The 21,403-nt window shown below is 69.7% G+C and carries 17 protein-coding genes; 2 read left to right on the top strand and 15 right to left on the bottom strand.

Annotated elements, in window-relative coordinates; genetic code table 11:
* Window positions 1–66: 66 nt before the first annotated feature.
* The 3 genes from kce to K0O62_RS13155 all read right to left on the bottom strand — a co-directional run bounded on the left by kce (window position 67) and on the right by K0O62_RS13155 (window position 2,929).
* The gene (gene kce / locus K0O62_RS13165) at window positions 67–999 is read right to left on the bottom strand and encodes a 3,5-dioxohexanoate:acetyl-CoA acetone transferase (protein WP_073854589.1); all 933 of its coding nucleotides are present in this window, start codon (window positions 997–999) and stop codon (window positions 67–69) included.
* A gap of 24 nt (window positions 1,000–1,023) precedes the next feature.
* Complete coding sequence (locus tag K0O62_RS13160) at window positions 1,024–1,797, bottom strand: SDR family oxidoreductase (protein WP_073854587.1); 774 nt, start codon at window positions 1,795–1,797, stop codon at window positions 1,024–1,026.
* Window positions 1,798–1,870: 73 nt separating this feature from the next.
* Window positions 1,871–2,929: a LacI family DNA-binding transcriptional regulator gene (locus K0O62_RS13155; protein ID WP_073854585.1), complete on the bottom strand. Its 1,059-nt coding sequence runs from the start codon at window positions 2,927–2,929 to the stop codon at window positions 1,871–1,873.
* A 185-nt stretch (window positions 2,930–3,114) separates the two neighbouring features.
* Between K0O62_RS13155 and K0O62_RS13150 the strand changes: the two genes are divergently transcribed.
* Window positions 3,115–4,278 carry a glycerate kinase gene (locus K0O62_RS13150; RefSeq protein ID WP_073854583.1) on the top strand — a complete coding sequence of 388 codons (1,164 nt, stop codon included), beginning with the start codon at window positions 3,115–3,117 and terminating at the stop codon, window positions 4,276–4,278.
* Here the strand turns inward: K0O62_RS13150 and K0O62_RS13145 are convergent.
* The 6 genes from K0O62_RS13145 to K0O62_RS13120 form a co-directional block, all read right to left on the bottom strand.
* The gene (locus tag K0O62_RS13145) at window positions 4,269–4,694 is read right to left on the bottom strand and encodes a prepilin peptidase (protein ID WP_073854581.1); all 426 of its coding nucleotides are present in this window, start codon (window positions 4,692–4,694) and stop codon (window positions 4,269–4,271) included. The two genes, K0O62_RS13150 and K0O62_RS13145, sit on opposite strands and share 10 nt — an antisense overlap.
* Before the next feature lie 9 nt (window positions 4,695–4,703).
* Window positions 4,704–5,522, bottom strand: coding sequence for a shikimate dehydrogenase (locus K0O62_RS13140; RefSeq protein ID WP_073854579.1), 819 nt, complete (start codon window positions 5,520–5,522; stop codon window positions 4,704–4,706).
* Window positions 5,500–6,744, bottom strand: a complete 1,245-nt coding sequence (gene mltG, locus K0O62_RS13135) for an endolytic transglycosylase MltG (protein ID WP_073854577.1) — start codon at window positions 6,742–6,744, stop codon at window positions 5,500–5,502. Before mltG ends, K0O62_RS13140 begins: the two co-directional genes overlap by 23 nt.
* Window positions 6,737–7,231: a Holliday junction resolvase RuvX gene (ruvX, locus tag K0O62_RS13130; RefSeq protein ID WP_073854575.1), complete on the bottom strand. Its 495-nt coding sequence runs from the start codon at window positions 7,229–7,231 to the stop codon at window positions 6,737–6,739. Before ruvX ends, mltG begins: the two co-directional genes overlap by 8 nt.
* A 3-nt stretch (window positions 7,232–7,234) precedes the next feature.
* A complete protein-coding gene (gene alaS / locus K0O62_RS13125; protein WP_073854573.1) occupies window positions 7,235–9,925 on the bottom strand; it encodes an alanine--tRNA ligase in 2,691 nt (896 codons plus the stop codon).
* A gap of 70 nt (window positions 9,926–9,995) precedes the next feature.
* The gene (locus K0O62_RS13120; RefSeq protein WP_073854571.1) at window positions 9,996–10,397 is read right to left on the bottom strand and encodes a secondary thiamine-phosphate synthase enzyme YjbQ; all 402 of its coding nucleotides are present in this window, start codon (window positions 10,395–10,397) and stop codon (window positions 9,996–9,998) included.
* A 93-nt stretch (window positions 10,398–10,490) separates the two neighbouring features.
* Between K0O62_RS13120 and K0O62_RS13115 the strand changes: the two genes are divergently transcribed.
* On the top strand, window positions 10,491–11,111 hold the full coding sequence (locus K0O62_RS13115) for an antibiotic biosynthesis monooxygenase (RefSeq protein WP_073854569.1): 621 nt from the start codon (window positions 10,491–10,493) through the stop codon (window positions 11,109–11,111).
* Window positions 11,112–11,115: 4 nt separating this feature from the next.
* Here the strand turns inward: K0O62_RS13115 and K0O62_RS13110 are convergent, their stop codons facing one another.
* The 6 genes from K0O62_RS13110 to K0O62_RS13085 form a co-directional block, all read right to left on the bottom strand.
* Window positions 11,116–12,453: a replication-associated recombination protein A gene (locus K0O62_RS13110; RefSeq protein ID WP_073854567.1), complete on the bottom strand. Its 1,338-nt coding sequence runs from the start codon at window positions 12,451–12,453 to the stop codon at window positions 11,116–11,118.
* Window positions 12,454–12,490: 37 nt separating this feature from the next.
* Window positions 12,491–13,327 carry a DUF3097 domain-containing protein gene (locus K0O62_RS13105; protein ID WP_073854564.1) on the bottom strand — a complete coding sequence of 279 codons (837 nt, stop codon included), beginning with the start codon at window positions 13,325–13,327 and terminating at the stop codon, window positions 12,491–12,493.
* Between the two features lie 66 nt (window positions 13,328–13,393).
* Entirely contained in the window at window positions 13,394–14,419 is a 1,026-nt protein-coding gene (locus K0O62_RS13100) for a zinc-binding metallopeptidase family protein (protein ID WP_073854560.1), read from the bottom strand.
* A gap of 81 nt (window positions 14,420–14,500) precedes the next feature.
* Window positions 14,501–15,388 carry a transglutaminase family protein gene (locus K0O62_RS13095; protein ID WP_073854558.1) on the bottom strand — a complete coding sequence of 296 codons (888 nt, stop codon included), beginning with the start codon at window positions 15,386–15,388 and terminating at the stop codon, window positions 14,501–14,503.
* A complete protein-coding gene (locus K0O62_RS13090; RefSeq protein ID WP_079244602.1) occupies window positions 15,385–18,039 on the bottom strand; it encodes a circularly permuted type 2 ATP-grasp protein in 2,655 nt (884 codons plus the stop codon). The genes K0O62_RS13095 and K0O62_RS13090 overlap by 4 nt, the downstream gene beginning before the upstream one ends.
* Window positions 18,039–21,353 (bottom strand): transglutaminase family protein, encoded by a 3,315-nt coding sequence (locus K0O62_RS13085; protein ID WP_073854556.1) that lies wholly within the window; start codon window positions 21,351–21,353, stop codon window positions 18,039–18,041. The genes K0O62_RS13090 and K0O62_RS13085 overlap by 1 nt, the downstream gene beginning before the upstream one ends.
* Window positions 21,354–21,403: the final 50 nt, after the last annotated feature.

Here is a 21,403-nt window from a genome sequence, read left to right as displayed (position 1 = left end):
ATACAGAATCGCCCCAAAACCTCGGTTTTGGGGCGATTCTGTATCTGCCGGCCTCCCGCGGAGGGGTCAGAAACCGACCTTGTCGGCCCCCTTCAGGTTGAGCATCTCGCGGGCCTCGTCCGGGGTGGCGACCTCGAAGTTCAACGCCTCCAGGATGGTGCGGATCCGGCTGACCTGTTCGGCGTTCGACGCGGCCAACTGGCCGGGTCCGATCCACAGCGAGTCCTCCAGCCCGACCCGCACGTGCGAGCCCATGGCCGCCCCGATGGTGGCCAGCGGCATCTGGTTGCGCCCCGCGCCGAGGATGGACCATTCGTAGGCATCCCCGAGCAGCCGGTCCGCGGTGCGCCGCATGTGCATGAGATCCTCGGGGTGACCACCGATTCCGCCGAGCAACCCGAACACCGACTGCACGAACAGCGGCCCGCGCGCCAGCCCGCGGGCGTGGAAGTGCGCGAGGTTGTTCAGATGCGAGATGTCGTAGCACTCGAATTCGAAGCGAGTGTCGTTTGTGTTGCCGATCTCCAGGATGGTCTCGATATCGGCGAAGGTGTTCTTGAAGACCAGGTCGCGCGACTTCTCCAGGCCTTCACGCTCCCACGGGTGCTGGAATTCGGTGAAGCGCTCCAGCATCGGGTACAGGCCGAAGTTCATCGACCCCATGTTCAACGAGGCGAGTTCGGGTGCGAAGGTTGCCACCGGGCGCATCCGCTCCTGCACGGTCATGTGCGGCGATCCGCCGGTGGTGATGTTGATGACCGCATCGGTGTTGGCCTTCAGCTTGGCCAGGATCGGCTCGAAATCCTTGGGATCCTGGGACGGCCGGCCGTCCTCGGGTGAGCGGGCGTGCATGTGCACGATGGCCGCACCCGCCTTGGCAGCGCCGATCGCGGCGTCGGCGATCTCCTCGGCGGTCACCGGTAGGTGCGGCGACATGCTCGGTGTGTGGATGGCGCCGGTGACGGCGCTGGTGATGATGACTTTGCGTGCGCGGGACATGTTCTCGTATCTCCTTCGGGTCGCTCAGTAGAGCTTTTCGGTGTTGCCGTCGACGGCCATCGCCTGGCCGTTGACGGTGCGGGCCAGGCCGCTGGACAGAAAGACCGCCATGCCGGCGATGTCGTCGGCGGTGGCCAGACGCCCGAGCGAGGACTGGCCGCGATAGAGGGCGGCGACCTCGGCGACCGGCTTGCCGAGCATGGCCGCCTTCGCCTCGATGACGGCGTCGATCCGGGGGCCGTCGACGGCACCCGGGCAGATGGCGTTGACCCGGATGCCGCACTCCCCCAACTCGATCGCCAATGATTTGGTGAAGCCGATGACCGCCCACTTCGAGGCCGAGTACGGGCTGCGCCCGGCCATCCCCAGTCGGCCGGCGGCCGAGGACATGTTGATGATCGATCCGTCCGGGGACGACTTCAGCATCGGCAGAGCGTGTTTCACGCACAGGAACTGCCCGTGCACGTTGACCTCGAAGGTGAACTTCCAGGCGTCGGTGTCCAGCGTCTCGACCGGACCGGTTGGCCCGGCGACGCCGGCATTGTTGACCAGGACGTCCAGCCCGCCCAACCGCTCGGCGAGCAGCGCCATCAGCGCCACCACATCGTCTTCGCGGGACACATCGCTGACCACGGCATGCAGGCCCAGGCCCTGGGCCGCCTCGACGGCCGCCGGGTTGACGTCGGTGACGAACACCTCGGCGCCCCGGTCCTTCATGGCGGCGGCGATGGCCAGGCCGATACCGGCGGCGCCGGCGGTGACCAGCACCCGCCGTCCGGTGAGATCGAGATCGTGCACTTCATTCTCCTTATGCGCAGGGTGAATAGACCCATGGCCGGGTCGGCCATGCGTCATGCGGTGATGGGTGGTGTTACTCGGTGCTGTCCTGGCGGACCGGCGGGCAGCCGCAGGTCCGTCCGATGTGCAGACGGTGTTCGCAGATCACGTGGTGATAGGTGCTGCGGGGCGCGGTGATCTGGTCGAGCAGCAGCTCGAAGGACCGCTCCGCCATCACGTTGATCGGCTGGATCACGGTGGTCAGGTTGATCAGCGCGGATCGGCTGTGCGGCAACCCGTCACCGCCGACCACCGCGAGGTCTTCGGGGATCCGCAGGCCGACGGACATCGCGTGTTCCATGATCCCGATGGCGATCTCGTCCGACCCGCACACCACTGCCCGCGGCGGCTTGGCGCTGCTCAGCAGGGATTTGGCGGCCGCCCGGCCGCCGGCGCTGTCCAGGCGGGTGCTGATCTTGCGGGCGCCCCGGACGGCCACCCCGGCGGCCGCCGCGGTGCGCACGAAGGCTTCTTCGCGGACCAACGAGGCGGTCGAGAAGCGCGGGCCGATCACCGTGGCGATGTCGCGGTAGCCGTGCGACAGGACGTGCTCCATCAGCAGGGTGGCCGCCGCGTCGAAGTCGATGCCGACGAAATCCCCGTGCAACTGGTCGGCGCTGCGGGACAGGCAGACGAACGGAATCCGCTTCTGCCGCAACACTCGCAGCGCGCGCAGGTCCTCGCGCATCAGGGCCGCGATGATCACCCCGTCGACATTGCGGGCGGCCAGGGTGCCCGCCACCTGGGCCAGCGTGTCGGGATCGTCGTCGGTGGTGGCCACGAAGACGTCGAAGCCCTGCTCCCGGGTGATCGAGATGATGCGTTCGGCCCAGCCGGTGTACATCGGGTTGCCGATGTTGGGCAGGATCAGGCCGACCACGCGGGTCAGCAGCGGATCGCGACGGGGACCGGCGGCGGGCCGGTAGCCGAGTTCACTGGCGGTCTTGATGACCCGCCTGCGGGTCTCCGCCGACACCCCACCCTGACCGTTCATCACATAACTGACGGTCGCCTTCGAGACGCCGCAGGCACGCGCGACCGCGGCCGCCGACACCGTCTTGGCAGGGGCGGCCGGTACGGCGATGTCGTTCATCGCCCCTCCTCTCGAAGGTCGGCTATCGGGCATGCGGAACCACTGTGGTCCCCATTACAGCTTCGGACCCTGCGTTAAGCAACGTTAAGTGCGGTCTCACGTTACCGGTCGCCCGCCGGCAGCTTCCCGGCGGCTTAACGTTGCTTACCGTTTTGTCCGGCTCCTACCGTCACACCGTGAAGCCCATGGAAGACAACGGATCTGGCGGCCACATCGTGGTGGCGCCGGACAAATTCAAAGGTTCGGCCACCGCGGCGGACGTCGCGGCGGCGCTGGCCGCCGGGCTGCGGGAGGTCACCTCGCGCCGGATCGTCGAGTTCCCCATCGCCGACGGCGGCGAGGGCACGGTGGACATGATGATCGGCCGCGGCTTCACCCCGGTGCACTGCACCGTCCCGGGACCGCTGCAGCGGCCGGTGACCGCCACCTATGCCCTGCACGGCAGCACCGCGGTCATCGAGGCGGCGGCGGCCAACGGGCTGGCCCTGCTGGGTCCCGGCGGGCCCACCTCGACGACGGCGCGCACCGCCTGCACCCTCGGAGTCGGCGCCTTGTTGCGGGACGCCCTCGACCGCGGCGCCCGGCGGATCGTGCTCGGCGTCGGTGGCAGCGCCACCACCGACGGCGGGGCGGGCCTGCTGGTCGGCCTGGGCGCCCGCCTGCTCGACGTGCACGGCGACCCGCTCTATCCCAGCGGGGACGATCTGGCCCACGCGCACGCCGTGGACCTCGACCGGCTCGACCCTCGATTGCGCGGCGCCGATCTCGTCGTCGCCTGCGATGTCGACAACCCGCTCACCGGCCCGTCCGGGGCGGCGTCGGTCTACGGACCGCAGAAGGGCGCGGACCCGGCCACCGCCCGAGCCCTGGACGCCGCACTGGGCCGATGGGCCGATATCGTCGCCCGCCACACCGGACGCGATCTGCGCGACCACCCGGGTGTCGGCGCCGCCGGCGGGCTGGCCTTCGCCCTGGCCGCGGTGCTGGGCGCCCGGCTCACTTCCGGGATCGACCTGCTGCTCGCCGTCGGTGGCTTCGCCGAGGTGGTCGAGGGGGCCGCGCTGGTGCTGGTCGGCGAGGGATCCCTGGACGGGCAGTCATTGCGCGGCAAGGGCCCGATCGGGGTGGCCAGAGCGGCACGCGCCCACGGTGTTCCGGTGCTGGCGGTCGCCGGACGCTGCACGGTGGGCGCGTCCGAAGTGCAGGCGGCCGGACTCGACGGCGTCTACACCCTGGCCGCACTGGAACCCGACGAGACGTCCAGCATGCGCAACGCCCGCACCCTGCTGCGCCGGATCGGCGCTGCCATCGCATCCGACCGTTTGGCGCCTGCGGCCCATCACGGCTGAACCAGCACCAGCGCGACGGCCGCGGCGCTGGCCGCGCACATCGCCGGGCCGTGCGGCACCGGGCCGCGCCGCCCGCACACCCGAGCGGCCAGGGCCCACACCGCCGTCAGCAGCGGTGCGCCGAGCGCCGCCAGCGTCCACACGTCGATTCCGAAAGCCCCGGTGAGCGCGCCGAGGCCGAGGGCCAGCTTCACATCGCCGGCCCCCAGGTCGGCGGGCGACACGAGATGAATGAGCAGGTACGCCCCGAACAGCGCCACCGCCCCGCACAACGCCGGCCACCCGCGCCCGCTGGCCACCGCCCAGCCCAGGATCAGCACCGCGCCCGGCACGGTCAGCAGGTTCGGCAGGCGCCGCCGGGCGATGTCGTACCCGGTCAGCGCGGCCAGCCAGAGACCGACCGCCAGCACGCCCACGATTCCAGGCTAGGACCGCCTCAGTGCCGCTCTCATCACCTCTTTTGGCGCCGCCAGCCCGGTGAACTGCTCCACCTGGGCGACCGCCTGGTGCAGCAGCATCTGCAACCCACTGACGACCCGTCCGCCACCGGCGCGCACCGCGGCGGCCAGCGGTGTGGGCCATGGGTCGTAGATCGCGTCGAGCAGCACCGAAACCCCGTCGATGGTGGGGGCGTACCCGCCGGCGATGTCGGCGGGCAGCGTGTTGACCGCGACGTCCAGACCGGGCACCGGCGTGCCGAGTTCGACCCACCGGATCTGCACCCCGAGGGCGCCGCCGATGGCCAGCAGCGGCGCGGCCTTGTCCTTGTTGCGCGCGAGCACCGCGAGGTCTTTGACCCCGAGCGAAGCCAATGCCGCCACCGCCGCCGGCGCGGTGCCCCCGGAACCGAGGACCGCGCCCCGGACGGGCGCGGTGACCTCGTCGGCCAGGGCGCCGATCACACCGTCGATATCGGTGTTGTCGGCGCGCCAACCGTTCTCGGTGTGCACCAGGGTGTTCGCGGAGCCGACCAGTGCCGCCCGGTCGGTGCGCTCGGTGGCCACCGCCAGCGCCGCGAACTTGCCCGGTTTGGTGACCGAGAGCCCGACCCATTCCGGTCCGAGGCCGGCGACCAACCCGGGTAGTTGTTCGGCGCTGCACTCGATGCGGTCATAGGTCCACGACGTCAGGCCCAACGCCCGGTAGGCGGCCAGGTGGATGTCCGGCGAGCGGGAGTGCGAGATCGGCGATCCCAGCACGGCGGCACGCCGGATGCCCTGGTCATCGCGCGCTGTCGAGGACACCGTTTTTCCGGGCCAGTTCGATGCTCGCGAGGTGCTGGTCGTAATCGCGGGTGAACAGGGTGGTGCCCTGTAGGTCGATGGTGACGAAGTACAGCCAGTCCCCCGGCTCCGGATTCTCCGCGGCGGTCAGCGCGGGCTTGCCGGATGAGCAGATCGGTGTCTTCGGCAGTCCCGGTGAGGCATAGGTGTTCCACGGGGTGACCCGCGCCCGGTCGGCGTCGGTGGTGGCCACCTCGGTGCGGTCCAGCGAGAAGTTCACCGTCGAATCGAACTCGAGTTTCTGGCCCACGTCGAGCCGGTTGAAGATCACCCGGGCCACCTTCGAGAAGTCCTGCGGCATCGACTCGCGCTGAACCAGCGATGCGACGATGAGGATCTCGTAGGGGGTCAGCTCGGCCGTCGCGGCCGCCCCGAGCAGCCCGTTGGCCTCATAGAGAGCGGTGCTGGCGCCGATCAGCGAGCTCAGGATCTGCTCGGCCGAACCGGACGGGTCGACGTTCCAGCTGCCCGGCGCGATGAGGCCTTCCAGCCGCCGGTGATCATTGCCCATCGCGGTCACCGGTGCGCTGGCCCACGCCGGCACCGACAGCGCCGTGAGGTTCGCGTTACCGGCGGCCTCTCTCAACTCATCGGCCGATACGCAGGCGCGGTCGCCGTCGAGGTCGACGCAGGAGGCGTCCGAGATCAGCGACAGGATGCCCTTGGTCACCGCGTTGGTCTTGACGTCGGCGACGTCATCGAGCTGGCGGCCCTCCGGGATGACCATCTGGCCGACCCGGCTCTGCGGGTCGGCCAGCTTCTCCACCGCACTCGACGCCGGGATCTCGGTGCGCAGCTTGTAGAAGCCGGGCTGGATCGCGGCGATGGCCGGGTTGCTGGCCGCGGCCTCCACGAAGGCCTTCGAGGAGGACACCACGTTCTGTTCGGCCAGCGTCTGCCCGATCGCCGTGGTCGAGTCCCCGTTGTGCACCTCGATGACGACATCGGCGACGCCGTCACCGGCGAAGTCGCTGGTGCCGCCGAACAGCCCGTGCCACAGCTTGGAGCCGACGAACACCGCCCCGATCACCACCACGACCAGCGCCGCCAAGGCCACTATCGACAACACCCGCCGACGGCGGGCGTTTCGACGCTCCTGCGCCCGGGCGGTGCGGCTCAGTCGACGGCGTGGGGGCCCGACCGCCAGCGGTTCGCTGCGCTCGGGATTCCAGTGATCACTCATCAACATCCCTTAATGCGGACCGGCGCTGGTCCAACCAGTTCTGCAGAATCCCCACTGCCGCAACCTGATCGACCATGGCCCGCTGGTTCTTGGCGCGTACCCCCGCTTCCCGCAACGACCGCTGCGCGGTCACCGTGGTCAGACGTTCGTCGGCCAGCCGCACCGGTGTCGGTGCGATCCGGGCCGACAGAGCATCGGCCAGTTCGACGGCGTCCTGAGCTGACGAACCCGAACGGTTCGCCAACGTGCGCGGCAGGCCGACGACGACCTCGACCGCTTCGTTCTCCTCGACGAGCTTCACCAACTTGCGCAGGTGACGTCCCGTCTTGTCCCGCTGCACGGTCTCCAGCGGGGTGGCCAGAATCCCATCGGGGTCGCTGGCGGCGACCCCGATCCGGACGGTGCCGACGTCGATACCGAGCCTGCGTCCCCGTCCCGGATCATCTGGACCGGGCCGGTCCGGCCGGCGATCGGCATCGTCAGCCACCGGCTAGCTCCGGGCGATCTCTGCGTGCAGCGCGGCCAATGCCGCGTCGATACCCGCCGCCCCCTTACCGGACCCCTGGGCCAGATCGGCCTTGCCACCCCCGCGGCCGTTGACGGCCGCCCCCAACGTCTTCACCAGGTCGTTGGCGCTCAGACCGAGATCCTGCGCGGCCGGGTTGACCGCCACCACGAACGGCACGGCGTCATCCTCGCCCTCACTGATCAGCGCGACGACCGCCGGGTCCGAACCCAGCTTGCCCTTGATGTCGCCGACGAGGCTGCGCAGATCCCCTCCGGAGATTCCTCCGGCCATACGCTGAGCCACGAGACGCACCTTACCGACAACTTCCGCTCCGGCAGCGGCATTTGCTGCCGCGGCGCGGGCGGTCGCCAGCCGGACCCGGTCGAGCTCCTTCTCGGCGGCCTTCAGCCGTTCCACCAGGTTGGCCACCCGGGCCGGGACCTCTTCGGAGGGCACCTTCAACGACGAGGCCAGACCGGCCATCAGCGCGCGTTCCTTGGACAGGTGCCGGAACGATTCCAGCCCGACGAAGGCCTCCACGCGGCGCACACCCGAGCCGACCGAGGATTCGCCGAGCACGGTGACCGGACCGATCTGGGCGGAGCTGCGCACGTGCGTGCCGCCGCAGAGTTCCAGGGAGAACGGCCCGCCGATCTCGACCACCCGGACCTCGTCGGGGTAGTTCTCGCCGAACAGCGCCATCGCGCCCATCGCCTTGGCCTGCTCGAGGCCCGTGTTGAAGGTGTTCACCGCGAAATCGGCCTGCACCGCCTCGTTGGCGACGGCCTCGATCCGCGCTCGTTGTTCGTCGGACAACGAGCCCTGCCAGTTGAAGTCGAACCGCAGGTAGCCGGGCCGGTTCAGCGAGCCCGCCTGCACGGCGTTGGGGCCGAGCACCTCCCGCAGCGCGGCGTGCACCATGTGCGTGCCGGAATGGCCCTGGGTCGCGCCGTGGCGCCACTTCGGGTCGACCTCGGCGATGACGGTGTCGCCTTCGACGAACTCCCCGGACTCCACCGAGATACGGTGTGCCCACAGGGTTTTCGCGATCTTCTGCACGTCGGTGACGGCAGCCTTGGCGGTCTCGGACGAACCGGTGCCGGAGATGGCGCCCTCGTCGGCGATCTGGCCGCCGGATTCGGCGTAGAACGGCGTGCGGTCCAGGATCAGTTCGACCTGCTGGCCCTTGGCGGCCTCGTGGGACACCACCGGGACCCGCTTGCCATCGACGAAGATGCCGAGAATGCTTGCCTGCGAGCTCAATTCGTCGAACCCGGTGAACTCGGTGGGCCCGCTGTCGACGAGTTCGCGGTAGGCCGACAGGTCGGCGTGCGCCTGCTTGCGGGCGGCCGCGTCGGCCTTGGCACGCCGGCGCTGCTCGGCCATCAGGCCGCGGAAGCCCTCCTCGTCGACGGTCAGACCGGCCTCGGCCGCCATCTCCAGGGTGAGGTCGATCGGGAATCCGTAGGTGTCGTGCAGGGTGAACGCGTCCGTGCCCGACAGCGTCGATTTGCCGGCGGCACGCGTCGCCTCGGCCGCGTCGTCGAACAGCTTGGACCCCGACGCCAGCGTCCGGTTGAACGCCGTCTCCTCGGCCACCGCGATCCGGTTGATCCGGTCGAAGTCGGCCACCAGTTCCGGGTAGGACTGCCCCATCTCGTCGCGCACGGTGGCCATCAGGTCGGCCATGATCGGGCGCTCCACCCCGAGCAACCGGGCCGCCCGGATGATGCGGCGCAGCAGCCGGCGCAGCACGTAGCCACGGCCCTCGTTACCGGGGGTGACTCCGTCGCCGATGATGATGGCCGCGGTGCGGCTGTGGTCGCCGATGATGCGGTAGCGCACATCGTCGGTGTGATTGCCCTGCCCGTAGCCGCGCGGGGCGATCCCGGCGACCAGGTCGATGACGGGGCGCACCAGGTCGGTCTCGTAGACGTTGTCCACACCCTGCAGCAGGCACGCGATGCGCTCGACACCCATGCCGGTGTCGATGTTCTTACGCGGCAGCGGCCCGAGAATCTCGAAGTCGTCCTTCGAGGTGCCCTCGCCGCGCTCGTTCTGCATGAACACGAGATTCCAGATCTCGATGTAGCGGTCCTCGTTGGCCGCCGGCCCACCGTCGACGCCGTAGTCGGGACCGCGGTCGTAATAGATCTCCGAGCACGGCCCGCACGGCCCGGGAATGCCCATCGACCAGTAGTTGTCGGCCATGCCGCGGCGCTGGATGCGCTCGGGCGGCAACCCGGCGACCTCCTGCCACAGCTCGATGGCCTCGTCGTCGTCGAGATAGACGGTGGCCCACAGCCGCTCCGGGTCGAACCCGTAGCCGCCCTCGGAGACCGGATTGGTCAGCAGGGTCCACGCCAGTTCGATGGCGCCCTTCTTGAAGTAGTTGCCGAAGCTGAAGTTGCCGGCCATCTGGAAGAAGGTGTTGTGCCGGGTGGTGATGCCCACCTCTTCGATGTCAGGAGTGCGGATGCACTTCTGCACGCTGGTGGCGGTGTCGTACGGCGGGGTCCGGGCGCCGAGGAAATACGGCACGAACTGCACCATGCCGGCATTCACGAACAGCAGGTTGGGGTCGTCGAGAACCACCGATGCGCTGGGCACCTCGGTATGTCCCGCTTTCACGAAATGATCGAGGAAGCGTTTCCTGATCTCGTGTGTCTGCACGTGCTGTTCCTTCGGTTAACCTGCGAACTTCGACCGCACCACAGTACCGGTCGCCGACCAGCCCGAACCGTCAGCCCGACAGGAAGCTCAGCCGCACCGAACGACGCGGGTTGTCCCTGTTGAGATCCACCAGCACGATGCTCTGCCAGGTTCCCAGTAGCGGCTGCCCGTCACCGACCGGCACGGTGACCGACGGTGACACCAAACCGGGCAGCACATGATCGGCGCCGTGACCGGGCGAACCGTGCGCGTGCCGGTACCTGTCGTCACGCGGCAGCAGCCGCTCCAGCGCGTCGAGCAGGTCCTCATCGGATCCCGCGCCGGTCTCGATGACCGCCAGGCCCGCGGTGGCGTGCGGGACGAAGACATTGCAGAGTCCGTCCCCCCGCCGGGCGCAGAAGTCACGCACCGCCGGGGTGAGGTCGACGACCCGGCGGCGCGCGGTGTCCACATCGAGTACTTCGGTGTTCATCGTTTCCAGCCTACGAGGCTGGAGAACGGAGGACAGTTGAACTCGACCGGTGGCGCCGCCGGGGCGCTGCCCCGTTTGTAAAGGGGGTGGATCGTGTTCGCACGCTCTACCACGGTGATGGCGCGGCCCGAATCCATCGACGCCGGGATCACCCACATACGCGATGTGGTCATGCCGGCACTGCACGAGATGCCGGGTTGGGTCGGCCTGTCCGCGATGGTCGACCGGGCCTCGGGCCGGTGCATCTCGACGACGTCCTGGGACTCCGAGGAGGCGATGCTCGACAGCGCCGATGCGGCGACGAGACTGCGGGACCGGGCCGCGGAGATCCTCGGCGGGACGTCGACCGCCGAACACTGGGACATCGCGGCCCTGCACCGCGAGCACAGCTCGGACCCGGGCGCGTGCGTCCGGGCGACCTGGGTGACGCTGCCACAGGACCTGATGGACGCGGGCATCGAATACTTCCGCGGGTCGGTGCTGCCGCAGATGGAGCACCTGCCCGGGTTCTGCAGCGCCAGCCTGCTGGTGGATCGCAGAACCGGGCGCGGTGTGGCCTGCGCCTCGTTCCACAGCCGGGACGCCCTGGAGAGCAGCCGGGACCGGATGACCGCGCTGAAGGCCGATTCGATGCGCAGCGCCGGAGCCTCCGAGGTGGACGAGGGAGAGTTCGAACTCGTCATCGCCCACCTGCGGGTGCCCGAGCTGGTCTGACGGGCTACCGCTTGCGGCGGACGATCGCGCGCAGTTTCTCCAGCCGGGTGGAAATCTCCCGCTCGGCGCCGTATCCGGTCGGGTGGTAGTAGTCCACCCCGACCAGCTCGTCGGGTGGATACTGTTGGGACGCAACACCACCCGGCGCGTCGTGGGCGTACTTGTAGCCCACCGCATTGCCCAGTTTCTGGGCGCCTGCGTAGTGCCCGTCGCGCAGATGCGGCGGCACCAGCCCGGCCTTGCCGGCCCGGATGTCGCCCATGGCGGCGCCCAGCGCGGTGGTCACCGCGTTGGACTTCGGTGCCGTCGCCAGGTGCACCGTCGCGTGCGCCAGCGTCAGCTGAGCCTCCGGCATGCCGATCAACTGCACCGTCTGCGCGGCGGCGACCGCGGTCGGCAGCGCCGTCGGATCCGCCATCCCGATGTCCTCGCTGGCCAGGATCATCAGCCGGCGTGCGATGAACCGCGGGTCCTCCCCCGCGGACAGCATCCGGGACAGGTAGTGCAGCGCGGCGTCCACGTCCGACCCGCGCACCGACTTGATGAACGCGCTCACCACGTCGTAGTGCTGATCACCGTCGCGGTCATAGCGGACGGCGGCCTGGTCCAGCGACTGCTCCACCACCTCGACGGTGACGGTGCCGCCCGCGCCGCCGGCCGTTTCGGCGGCCACCTCGAGCGCGGTGAGAGCGCGGCGGGCATCGCCGGCGGACAGCTTGACCAGCAGATCGAGTGCATCCTCGGCGATGGGCACCTTGCCGCCCAGCCCGCGCACATCGGTGGCCGCACGCACCAGGACGGTGCGCACCTCGTCGGGCCCCAGCGGTTGCAGCTGCAGGATCAGCGACCGGCTGAGCAGCGGCGCGACCACCGAGAAGGACGGATTCTCGGTGGTGGCCGCAACCAGCAGCACCACCCGGTTCTCCACCGCCGCCAGCAGGGCGTCCTGCTGAGTCTTGGAGAACCGGTGCACCTCGTCGATGAACAGCACGGTCTGCTGTCCGCGGATGGCGGCGCGCCGGGCCTCCTCGATGACGGCGCGCACCTCTTTGACCCCGGCGCTGAGCGCGGACAACGCCTCGAACCGCCGGCCGGTCGCCCCGGAGATCAGCGACGCGAGCGTGGTCTTACCGGTGCCCGGCGGACCGTAGAGGATGACGCTGGCCGCGCCGGACCCCTCGACGAGGCGGCGCAGCGGCGATCCCGGTTTGAGCAGATGCTGCTGGCCCACGACGTCGTCGAGGTTCGCCGGGCGCATCCGGACGGCCAGCGGACTGGCGGCCGCGGGCAGGGCGTCGCCGGGCGGGGTGTCGCCGGGCATATCGAACAGACTGTCTGCCACGCCTCAACGCTAGTTGGTCGCCGGGGCCGTGCTGGATCTAGGCCGGGGCCGTCACGAAGTCGATCAGTTCCTCGACCCGCCCGATCAGCGCCGGCTCCAGGTCGGTCCAGTCCCGCACCCGGCCGCGGATCCGCTGCCAGGCCCCGGCGATATCGGCCTGATCGGCGTGCGGCCAGCCCAGCGCCTCACAGATACCGTGCTTCCACTCCACGTTGCGCGGGATCACCGGCCACTCCTTCATCCCCAGCCGGGCCGGCTTGACCGCCTGCCAGATGTCGACGAACGGGTGCCCGACCACCAGGGTGTGCTCCCCGCCGGGGCCGCGCCGGACCGCCTCGGCGATCCGGGACTCCTTGGAACCGGCCACCAGATGGTCGACCAGCACACCGAGCCGGCGGCCGGGACCGGGATTGAACTCGGCGACGATGGCACTCAGATCGTCCACGCCGCCCAGGTATTCCACGACGACGCCCTCGATCCGCAGGTCCGCACCCCACACCTGTTCGACGAGTTCGGCGTCGTGGCGGCCCTCCACGTAGATGCGGCTGGCCAGTGCGACGCGGGCCTTGGCGCCGGGGACGGCCACCGATCCCGACGCGGTGCGCGTGGGCGCCTTGGGCGCCGTCTTCGGCACGGTCAGGATCACCGGTTTGCCCTCGACCAGGAACCCCGGCCCCAGCGGGAACGACCGCACCCGGCGGTTGCGGTCCTCCAGGTCCACCCGGCCATTCTCGATCCGCACCACCGCGCCGACGAAACCGCTCGTCGGGTCCTCGACCACCAGCCCCTTGTCGGCGGGGTGCTCGACGGACCGAACGCCCTTCGGGGTGTGCGGGTTACGGGACAGGATGTCGGAGCCGTAGCGATCAGTCACCCGGCGATACTAGAAATGCCCGCCGCGAAGACCCCGTTGCGACATGCCCTCGTCACGGCATCTTGATCAGCCGGTGACCTCGTCGATCACGGTGTGCACGAAGCACATCTTCTCCAGCACCGCCGCGGGCAGCACGAACGGATACAGGTCGGGGTGCCCCATCGACCGGTTGACCATGTTCAGCGACCAGGCCAGCGGCAGCCACAGATCGATGATGGTGTCGAATCCGCTGGGCCCCAGCGCCCGCCGGTCGAACGTGGCGCCGGCCGGTGCGAACCCGAAGGCCGCCGCGGTGTCCAGGGTGTCACGGATGTGCAGGTAGTGAGCGAAGGTCTCGGCCCAGTCCTCGGCCGGGTGCATGGTGGCGTAGGACGACACGTAGGTGGCCTCCCACCCCGCCGGTGCGCCCTCGCTGTAGTGCCGGTCCAGCGCCGCCTGGTAGTCGAGGTCGGGGTCGCCGAACAGATCGTTGAACTGTTGCAGATACTCCGGTGACCCGCTGACCAGCCGGTAGAAGTAGTAGTGCCCGATCTCATGCCGGAAGTGCCCGAGCAGGGTGCGGTAGGGCTCCTCCATGGCCACCCGGAGCTGCTCGCGGTGCACATCGTCACCCTCGGCGAGATCGAGGGTGATGACCCCGTTGGCGTGCCCGGTGAACACCTTCTCCTGCTCGCTGGAGAGCAGGTCGAAGGCCAGCCCGTAGTCCGGGTCCTCATCGCGGCCGACGATCGGCAACTTGAGCTCGTGCAGTTCGGCGATCATCCTGCGTTTGGCCTTCTCCGCGACGGCGAACGCCGCGAGCGCCTTACCGTCCGCATCGTCGGGACGGGTCCGGGTCAGCGTGCAGGACTGGCAGAGTTTGACGACGGGGCCCTTCTCCACCAGCCAGTTGCACTCTGCCAGATATAGATTCGCGCACAGCCGGTACTTGCGCTCATCGACCGCCCCGGCGTGTTCGCTCTCCTGCTCCGGGGCGATCACCAACAGCGCCATATCGTCGAGCGAGAACCCCAACCTGGCACCGCACGACAGGCACTTCGAGTTCTCGAATGCCAACCGCTGACCACAATTGGGGCAATGGAAATCCCGCACGGCCCGCCCCTCCCTGAGGCGCGGCCGGTCCGCGCCCGCTAGAACGTGCCCCGTCGGGCCCCTGCCTAAACCGGATCTGCCTCAGCGCGGCGCCACATCGACCGAGACTTCGATCACGCTGCGCTTCGATTCGGTGTAGATGATGCCGCGCAGCGGCGGAACGTCGGCGTAGTCCCGTCCCAAACCGACCACCACATAACGTTCGTCGACCATCTGGTCATTGGTCGGATCCAGGCCCAGCCACTGGTTCTGCGGGGTCCACACCGAGGCCCAGGCGTGGGTGGCGTCCACCCCGACCATCCGTTCCCGTCCCGGCGGCGGATCGGTGGCCAGATAACCCGACACGTAGCTGGCCGCCAGGCCGTTGGCCCGCAGGCAGGCGATCGCCAGCCGGGCGAAGTCCTGGCAGACACCTTCGCGGGCGGCCAGCACCTCGGCGACCCGGGTGGACACCGTCGTCGACCCGGAGCGGTAGGTGAAATCGGTGTATATCCGCGCATTCAGGTCGCGCAGCACATCGATCAGCGGGCGCCCGGGGATGAAACTCGGTGCGGCATAAGCGCGTACCTCGTCGGTGATCTCCGCGGACACCAGGTCCAGGGTGAACTCGCAGGCCAGCGCGCCGTCCGGTCCGACCGGCCGCGAGATCTCCCAGGGAGCGCGGGCCGAACCCCCGCTGTAGAGCTCCGGTGACGGCGGGTCCACCTCGACCATGGAGTGGCTGGTCACCGACAGCACCCGATGCGGTTCGGTGACATGGAAATAGGAGCTGACGTTTCCGAACACGTCGCGGCTGGTGGTGCTGTCCGCGGTCTCCGGCTCGATGACCAGTTCGTGGGACAGGCAGCGTTGCCCGGCGGTCTCCCGTGGGGTCAAAAACCCCCGGCCGTAGGAACTGGTGACATCGTCGGAGTACCGGTAGGTGGTGCGGTGGGTGATCTCGTAGCTTCGCGTTGCGGGCAGGGTCACGGCAGCTGCCTCCGCTCGTCGGGACCCCACAGCGGCTGGATACCGGTCGGCAGACAGAGATGGGCCGCGGCGATCCGACTCGACAACTCCCGCAACTCGGTGTGCAGACCGTCGAGCAGCTCGACGAGTTCGGCGCGGGTGCCGTCCGCCGCGATGATCTCCAGGTCATCGGGGTCGGCCCGGCGCAGCGTGGCGGCGATCTCGTCGGCCAGCCGTTCCGGCCGGGAGGTACCCGACGCGGACGGCAGCCGTTTGAGATCGGCCCGCAGCCGCTCGAACTGGAACACCAGCGACCTCGGGTTCTCGCTGTCGAAGAGCAACAGGTCGGCCACCGCGGACACGCTGATCTTGCCCAGCGTCCGGCGCCGGTAGATCACCGACGATTCGCAGGCCACCAGCATCGACTCGGTGACGGCCTGCTCGGCGCCCGGCGGCCGCACGGTGCCCAGCGTGGCGCGCAGCAACGCGGTCAGCCCGAGCCCGCGTTCGATGCGCTTGCCGATGTCCATCATGGTCCAGCCGATGTCCTGAACCATCGACTCGGCGGCCATCCCGGACAGTGCCAGCATGCCGGCCAGGGTCTGGGTGTGCGCGGTCAGCAGGTAGGCGTCCGCGGGCGCATGGGAATCGGGCGGTGACCCGGTCTTGTTCAGCGCCACCGCACGCTCCACCGCAGCCAGGACCATCCAGGTGTCGTTGGACATCTGGTCGCGCACACCGCGGGCCGCCTGTCCGAGCCGCTCGACCGATTGGGCCAACGAACCCGGGCGGCGGCGGTCGGCGGTCAGCGACCACAGCGTGCTGGGTGCCACCGCGATCGCCTCATGATCGTCATCGCCTGCGCCGGTGTCGGTTCCGGTGAGCGCTCCGATGGCACCGAGCAGCACCGGCACGCATTGGCTCTCCTCCATGTCCTGGCGGTAGCGGTATTCGTGGTACCGCTCGCGGGTGACGGTGAGCAGACGCGCCGTCTGCTCCGCGCGTTCGGCGTACCGGCCCAGCCAGAACAGGTCGGACAGCACACGCGGCGAGGTGATCGACCGGGTCGGGCTCGGCGTCATGACCGGCAGGTCCACCGCCGGGCTGGGCACCGCCCTGGCCCGGTCCGGGGTGCGCACCCAGACATCCTTGGCCGCAACGGTATCCATGGTGTAGGCACTGTTGCCCGGCGCCGGCAGAAAGCCCAGGCCACCGCTCATCGGCGCGTATCCACCGCGCTGCGCAACGGTGAACAGGCGCACCCCGACCTCCGCGGCGGACACGCCACCGGGGTGGTAGTCCGTTGGCGCCGAGGAGAATTGCGGAGGTTCCTGGCCGATCCAGCGCCACGGCTCGGCTGCGATCCGGGCGGCGAGTTCGTCGCGCTGCGCCGCCGTCAGCGCGGGGCCGACGATCGTGTCGCCGCCGGTGGTGGGTTTGACCAACAGCGAGCCCAGGTGCGACAGCAGGTGCGAACGTTCCACGTCGACGCCGCCCCAATAGGTCTGCGGCGAGGCCAGCATCGGGGTCTCCCCCACCAGCATCTCCGCGAGTTGGGGCAGGAAGTGAAGCAGCCCAGGGCTTTCCAGGATTCCGCTGCCGAGGGTATTCACCACGGTGACCGCGCCGCGGCGCATCACCTCGACCAGGCCGACCACACCGAGTCGGGAGTCCGGCCGCAGATCCAGGGGGTCGACGTAACCGGCGTCCACCCGGCGCAGCACCACGTCGACGCGCTTGAGGGTGCCCAGCGACCTCATCCACAGTCTGCCCTCGCGCACCACCAGATCGGCACTCTCCACCAGCGGGAAGCCGAGCACGCCGGCCAGATAGGCCTGGTCGAAGGCGGTCTCGGACTGGGTGCCCGGGCTGAGCACCACCACCATCGGTTCGGCGGCGGATTCGGGTGCGGCGTCGATGAGCGCCAGTCGCAGCGCCTGCGCCCACGGCGATGCCGGGCGCGGGGCGATCCGCTCGTACATGTCGGAGGCGGCGTGCGCGATGACCCGGCGGCCGGCCAGCGCGTAGCCGGCGCCCGACGGCGCCTGCGTCCAGTCCGCATTGACGACGAAGGACCCGGCGGTGTTGCGGCTGACGTCGCAGCCGTGCAGGAACAGCTGGTGTCGGCCCGGCACCTGGATCCCGTGTGCGGCCCGCACATAGCCGGGGTGCGCGAACAGCAACTGCGGAGGCAGCACACCGCTGGTGATCGACCTGCGCTCCCCGTAGAGGTCGGTCAGGACCGCGTCCAGCAGCCGGGAACGCTGCACCAGCCCGGCTTCCAGGGTGTCCCAGTCGGTGGTGGAGATCAGCAGTGGCAGCGCGTCCAGGCGCCAGGGTTCGGCCACCGCGTCCTCGGTCGGGGCGTTCTGATCGACCCGCACGTAGGTGATGCCGTCATCGTCGACCAGGTTGCGCACCGTGTTGCGCAGCCGGTCCAGTCCGCCGCGGCCTCGCTCGGCGATGCAATCGGCCAGTTCCTGCCATCCGGGTCGGATGTCACCGGCGGCATCGATGAACTCGTCGTATCCGGTGCCGAGCGCGCCACGGACGTCGAACAGCGGTTGCTGAGCACGACGGGCCCGGTATGCGGTGAGCACATCGGACGCGCGCGTCGGCGCGCCCGAGATCCCGCCGCCGGGCTCGGATGGGGAGTGCGTACGAAGAACCATCAACGCAGAACGGTACGCACCCGGCGTAGGTCCAGGATGCCCGGCGCACCCGTATCGGTGGACTGACGGGCCTGCTTCTCCCGGAGATCGGCCATATCCACACGTCCCGGGCTGAATCCGGTGGCCTCGAACCGGCGGCCGCGCCGCGACTCGGCCTCGACGGCGTTCACCGGCGGGGTGTCGTAGGACCGGCCGCCGGGGTGGGCCACGTGGTAGGTGCACCCGCCGCGGGACATCCCGGTCGCGGTGTCGATGAGCTCGATACACAGCGGCCCGTCGACGGTGATGGTGGGGTGCAGCGCGCTGGGCGGTTGCCAGGCCCGGTACCGGACTCCCCCGACCTGGACGTCCTCCTTGCCGGTGGCCAGCAACGGGATCGGGTGCCCGTTGACGGTGACGACGTGCCGGTGACGGTCGGCGCCGACGAGGCGCACCTGGACCCGTTCCACCGAGGAATCGACGTACCGGGCGGTGCCGCTGCCGGTGGATTCCTCTCCGAGCACGTTCCATGGCTCGATGGCCCCGCGCAGCTCGATCTCGACACCGTCGAACACGGCGGTGCCGATCCGCGGGAACCGGAACTCGGTGAACGGGTCCAGCCAGCTGGTCTCGAACTGCACCCCATGCGCCCGCAGGTCGGCGGCCACATCGGCAATGTCTTGAATCAGGAAGTGCGGCAGCAGATATCGACCGTGCAGGTTGGCGCCGTGCCGGATCAGCGGGGCGCGCAGCGGTTGCTCCCAGAACCAGGAGATCAGCGCGCGCACCAGCAGCGACTGCACCATCGCCATCTGATGGTGCGGCGGCATCTCGAACCCGCGCAGTTCCAGCAGTCCGAGCCGGCCGGTGGGACTGTCCGGGCTGTAGAGCTTGTCGATGCAGAACTCGGCGCGGTGGGTGTTGCCGGTGATGTCGGTGAGCAGGTGACGCAGGGCCCGGTCGGTGATCCAGGCGTGAGGGGCCCCCTCCTCCGACAGCCGCGCGATCTCGGCGAACGCGATCTCCAACTCGTACAACGACTCCGCCCGGCCCTCGTCCACCCGCGGCGCCTGCGACGTGGTGCCGATGAACCGGCCGGCGAACAGATAGGACAGCGCCGGGTGCCGCTGCCAATAGGTCAGCATGGACACCAGCAGATCCGGGCGCCGCAGCAGCGGGGACTCCGCAGGTGTCACACCGCCCAGGGTGATGTGGTTGCCACCGCCGGTACCGCCGTGGGTGCCGTCCACGCCGAACGACTCGGTGGACAGCCGGGCCAGCCGGGCCTGCTCGTAAAGCGCCTCCAGTTGCGCCTTCTGCTCGGCGAAACTGGCTGTGGGCGCGACGTTCACCTCGATGACGCCGGGATCGGGGGTGACGCTCATCGAGGTGAGCCGGGCATCACGCGGGGGTCCGTAGCCTTCGATGACCACCGGCACCGCGATGGTGGCCGCGGCCCGTTCGACCCGCGACACCAGGTCGACGAAATGCTCCAGATCGGTGGTGGGCGGCAGGTAGACGTAGAGCAGCCCGTCGCGTACCTCGGCCACCAACGCCGTGGTGGGTTTGGTCGCGGCCTCCTCGACCTCCGCCGGGGGTCGGCCCGCCGCATCGACGCCCAACTCGGTCCGGGGCGCGGTCGGGTCGGCATCGAACTCCGGGCGGGGTGGAACCCAGCTGATCGAGTCCAGCGGTAGTCGCAGGCCCGCCGGGGAATCACCGGCCAGCAACACGATTCGGCCGCGCCGCATCCTCCAGTCCGCGCTCGCCCAGCCGTTGTCGTCCTCGCGCCGGTGCAGCGGCAGCACGTGGGCCGCGGGTTCGTCGACGGAGGCATCCAGCCGGGCGAGCAGGTGGACGCGCCGCACCGGATCGTCGTCGGCCAGGTCCTCGCCCGGGTCGACCGGGTCCCCCGCCGGGCGTCGCACCGCCGCGGCCAGCCGGGCCAGCGGATCTTCGAAGGCGGGGCGCACCTGCGTGCGGGGCAACCCCATCCCGTCGGCGATCGCGGCGAGCAGGTCGGCTCCCGCGCCGGCAGGGGCGGCGACGGGCTCGGTTTCGGCCCACGGATCGGCCAGCAGTGCCGGATCGTTCCACAGCGGTTCACCGTCGGTGCGCCAGTGCAGGCCGATCTGCCAGCGCGGCAACGGTTCTCCCGGATACCACTTGCCCTGGGTGCGTTGCACCAGGCCGGTGGGCGCCCACAGCGTGCGCAGCCGCTCGGCCAGTGCGGACGCGCGCTCGCGTTTGTGCGGGCCGTCCGCCTCGGTGGTCCATTCGGGATCGGTCTGGTTGTCGATCGAGACGAAGGTCGGTTCCCCGCCGACGGTCAGGCGCACATCGGCCGCGGCGAGCCGCCGATCGATCTGCTCGCCGAGCGCGTTGATCGCCCCCCACGCTTCGTCGGTGTAGGGCAGGGTGACCCGCGGATCCTCGTGGATGCGGGTGACGATGTTGCTGAAGTCCAGCGTGGATTCGCAGGGCCCGGTGGCGCCGGCGATGGGCGCTGCGGAGGACGGGTGCGGGGTGGCCGACAGCGGGATGTGCCCCTCCCCGGCGAACAGCGCGGAGGTCGGGTCCATCCCGATCCAGCCGGCCCCGGGGATGTACACCTCGGTCCAGGCGTGCAGGTCGGTGAAGTCGGCGGCCGGGCCGGACGGCCCGTCGAGGGCGGCGATGTCGGAGGTCAGCTGGACCAGGTAACCGGAGACGAAGCGGGCGGCCAACCCGAGTTGACGAAGGATGGACACCAGCAGCCAGGCCGAATCCCGGCATGAGCCGATACCGCTGCGCAGCGTGAAATCCGGTGTCTGCACACCGGGTTCCATCCGCACGCTGTAGCCGACGTCGGCCCGCACCGCCGCGTTGAGCTTGACCAGGAAGTCGATGGTGGGGGTGCCCTCGGCGATGTGGAAGCTGCGCACCCACTCGCTGACCACCGGGCCCGGGCCGGATCCGGCGCCGTCCTCGTCGACCGGGCGCAGGAACGGTTCGAGGTCGGCGAGCAGCTCCTTGGGATAGCTGAACGGGACCGTCTCCGCCCATTCCTCGATGAAGAAGTCGAACGGGTTGATGACCAACATGTCGGCGATCAGCCCGACGGTGATCGACAGGCTGCGGGCCCGGGTCGGGAACACCAGGCGCGCCACGAAGTTGCCGAAGGCGTCCTGCTGCCAGTTGACGAAATGGTCGGCCGGTTCGACGTGCAGTGAGTAGGCCTCGATCGGGGTGCGCGAATGCGGGGCCGGGCGCAACCGCACCACATGCGGGTGCACGTCGACCAGCCTGTCGAAGGTGTAGGTGGTGCGGTGCTCCAGCGCCACTTTGATTCCCATAGCGTCCGATCCCATCACAGGTCGCTCGGGATCGCATCGCGCACGCGTCG

The organism is Mycolicibacterium diernhoferi, from assembly GCF_019456655.1.
Taxonomy (GTDB): domain Bacteria; phylum Actinomycetota; class Actinomycetes; order Mycobacteriales; family Mycobacteriaceae; genus Mycobacterium; species Mycobacterium diernhoferi.
This window is presented reverse-complemented; position numbering and strand designations above follow the sequence as displayed.

Coding starts and splice junctions, on each gene's coding strand:
- kce (WP_073854589.1), bottom strand. CDS start 999: ATGTCCCGCGCACGCAAAGTCATCATCACCAGCGCCGTCACCGGCGCC.
- K0O62_RS13155 (WP_073854585.1), bottom strand. CDS start 2,929: ATGAACGACATCGCCGTACCGGCCGCCCCTGCCAAGACGGTGTCGGCG.
- K0O62_RS13150 (WP_073854583.1), top strand. CDS start 3,115: ATGGAAGACAACGGATCTGGCGGCCACATCGTGGTGGCGCCGGACAAA.
- mltG (WP_073854577.1), bottom strand. CDS start 6,744: ATGAGTGATCACTGGAATCCCGAGCGCAGCGAACCGCTGGCGGTCGGG.
- K0O62_RS13120 (WP_073854571.1), bottom strand. CDS start 10,397: ATGAACACCGAAGTACTCGATGTGGACACCGCGCGCCGCCGGGTCGTC.
- K0O62_RS13090 (WP_079244602.1), bottom strand. CDS start 18,039: ATGGTTCTTCGTACGCACTCCCCATCCGAGCCCGGCGGCGGGATCTCG.
- K0O62_RS13085 (WP_073854556.1), bottom strand. CDS start 21,353: ATGGGAATCAAAGTGGCGCTGGAGCACCGCACCACCTACACCTTCGAC.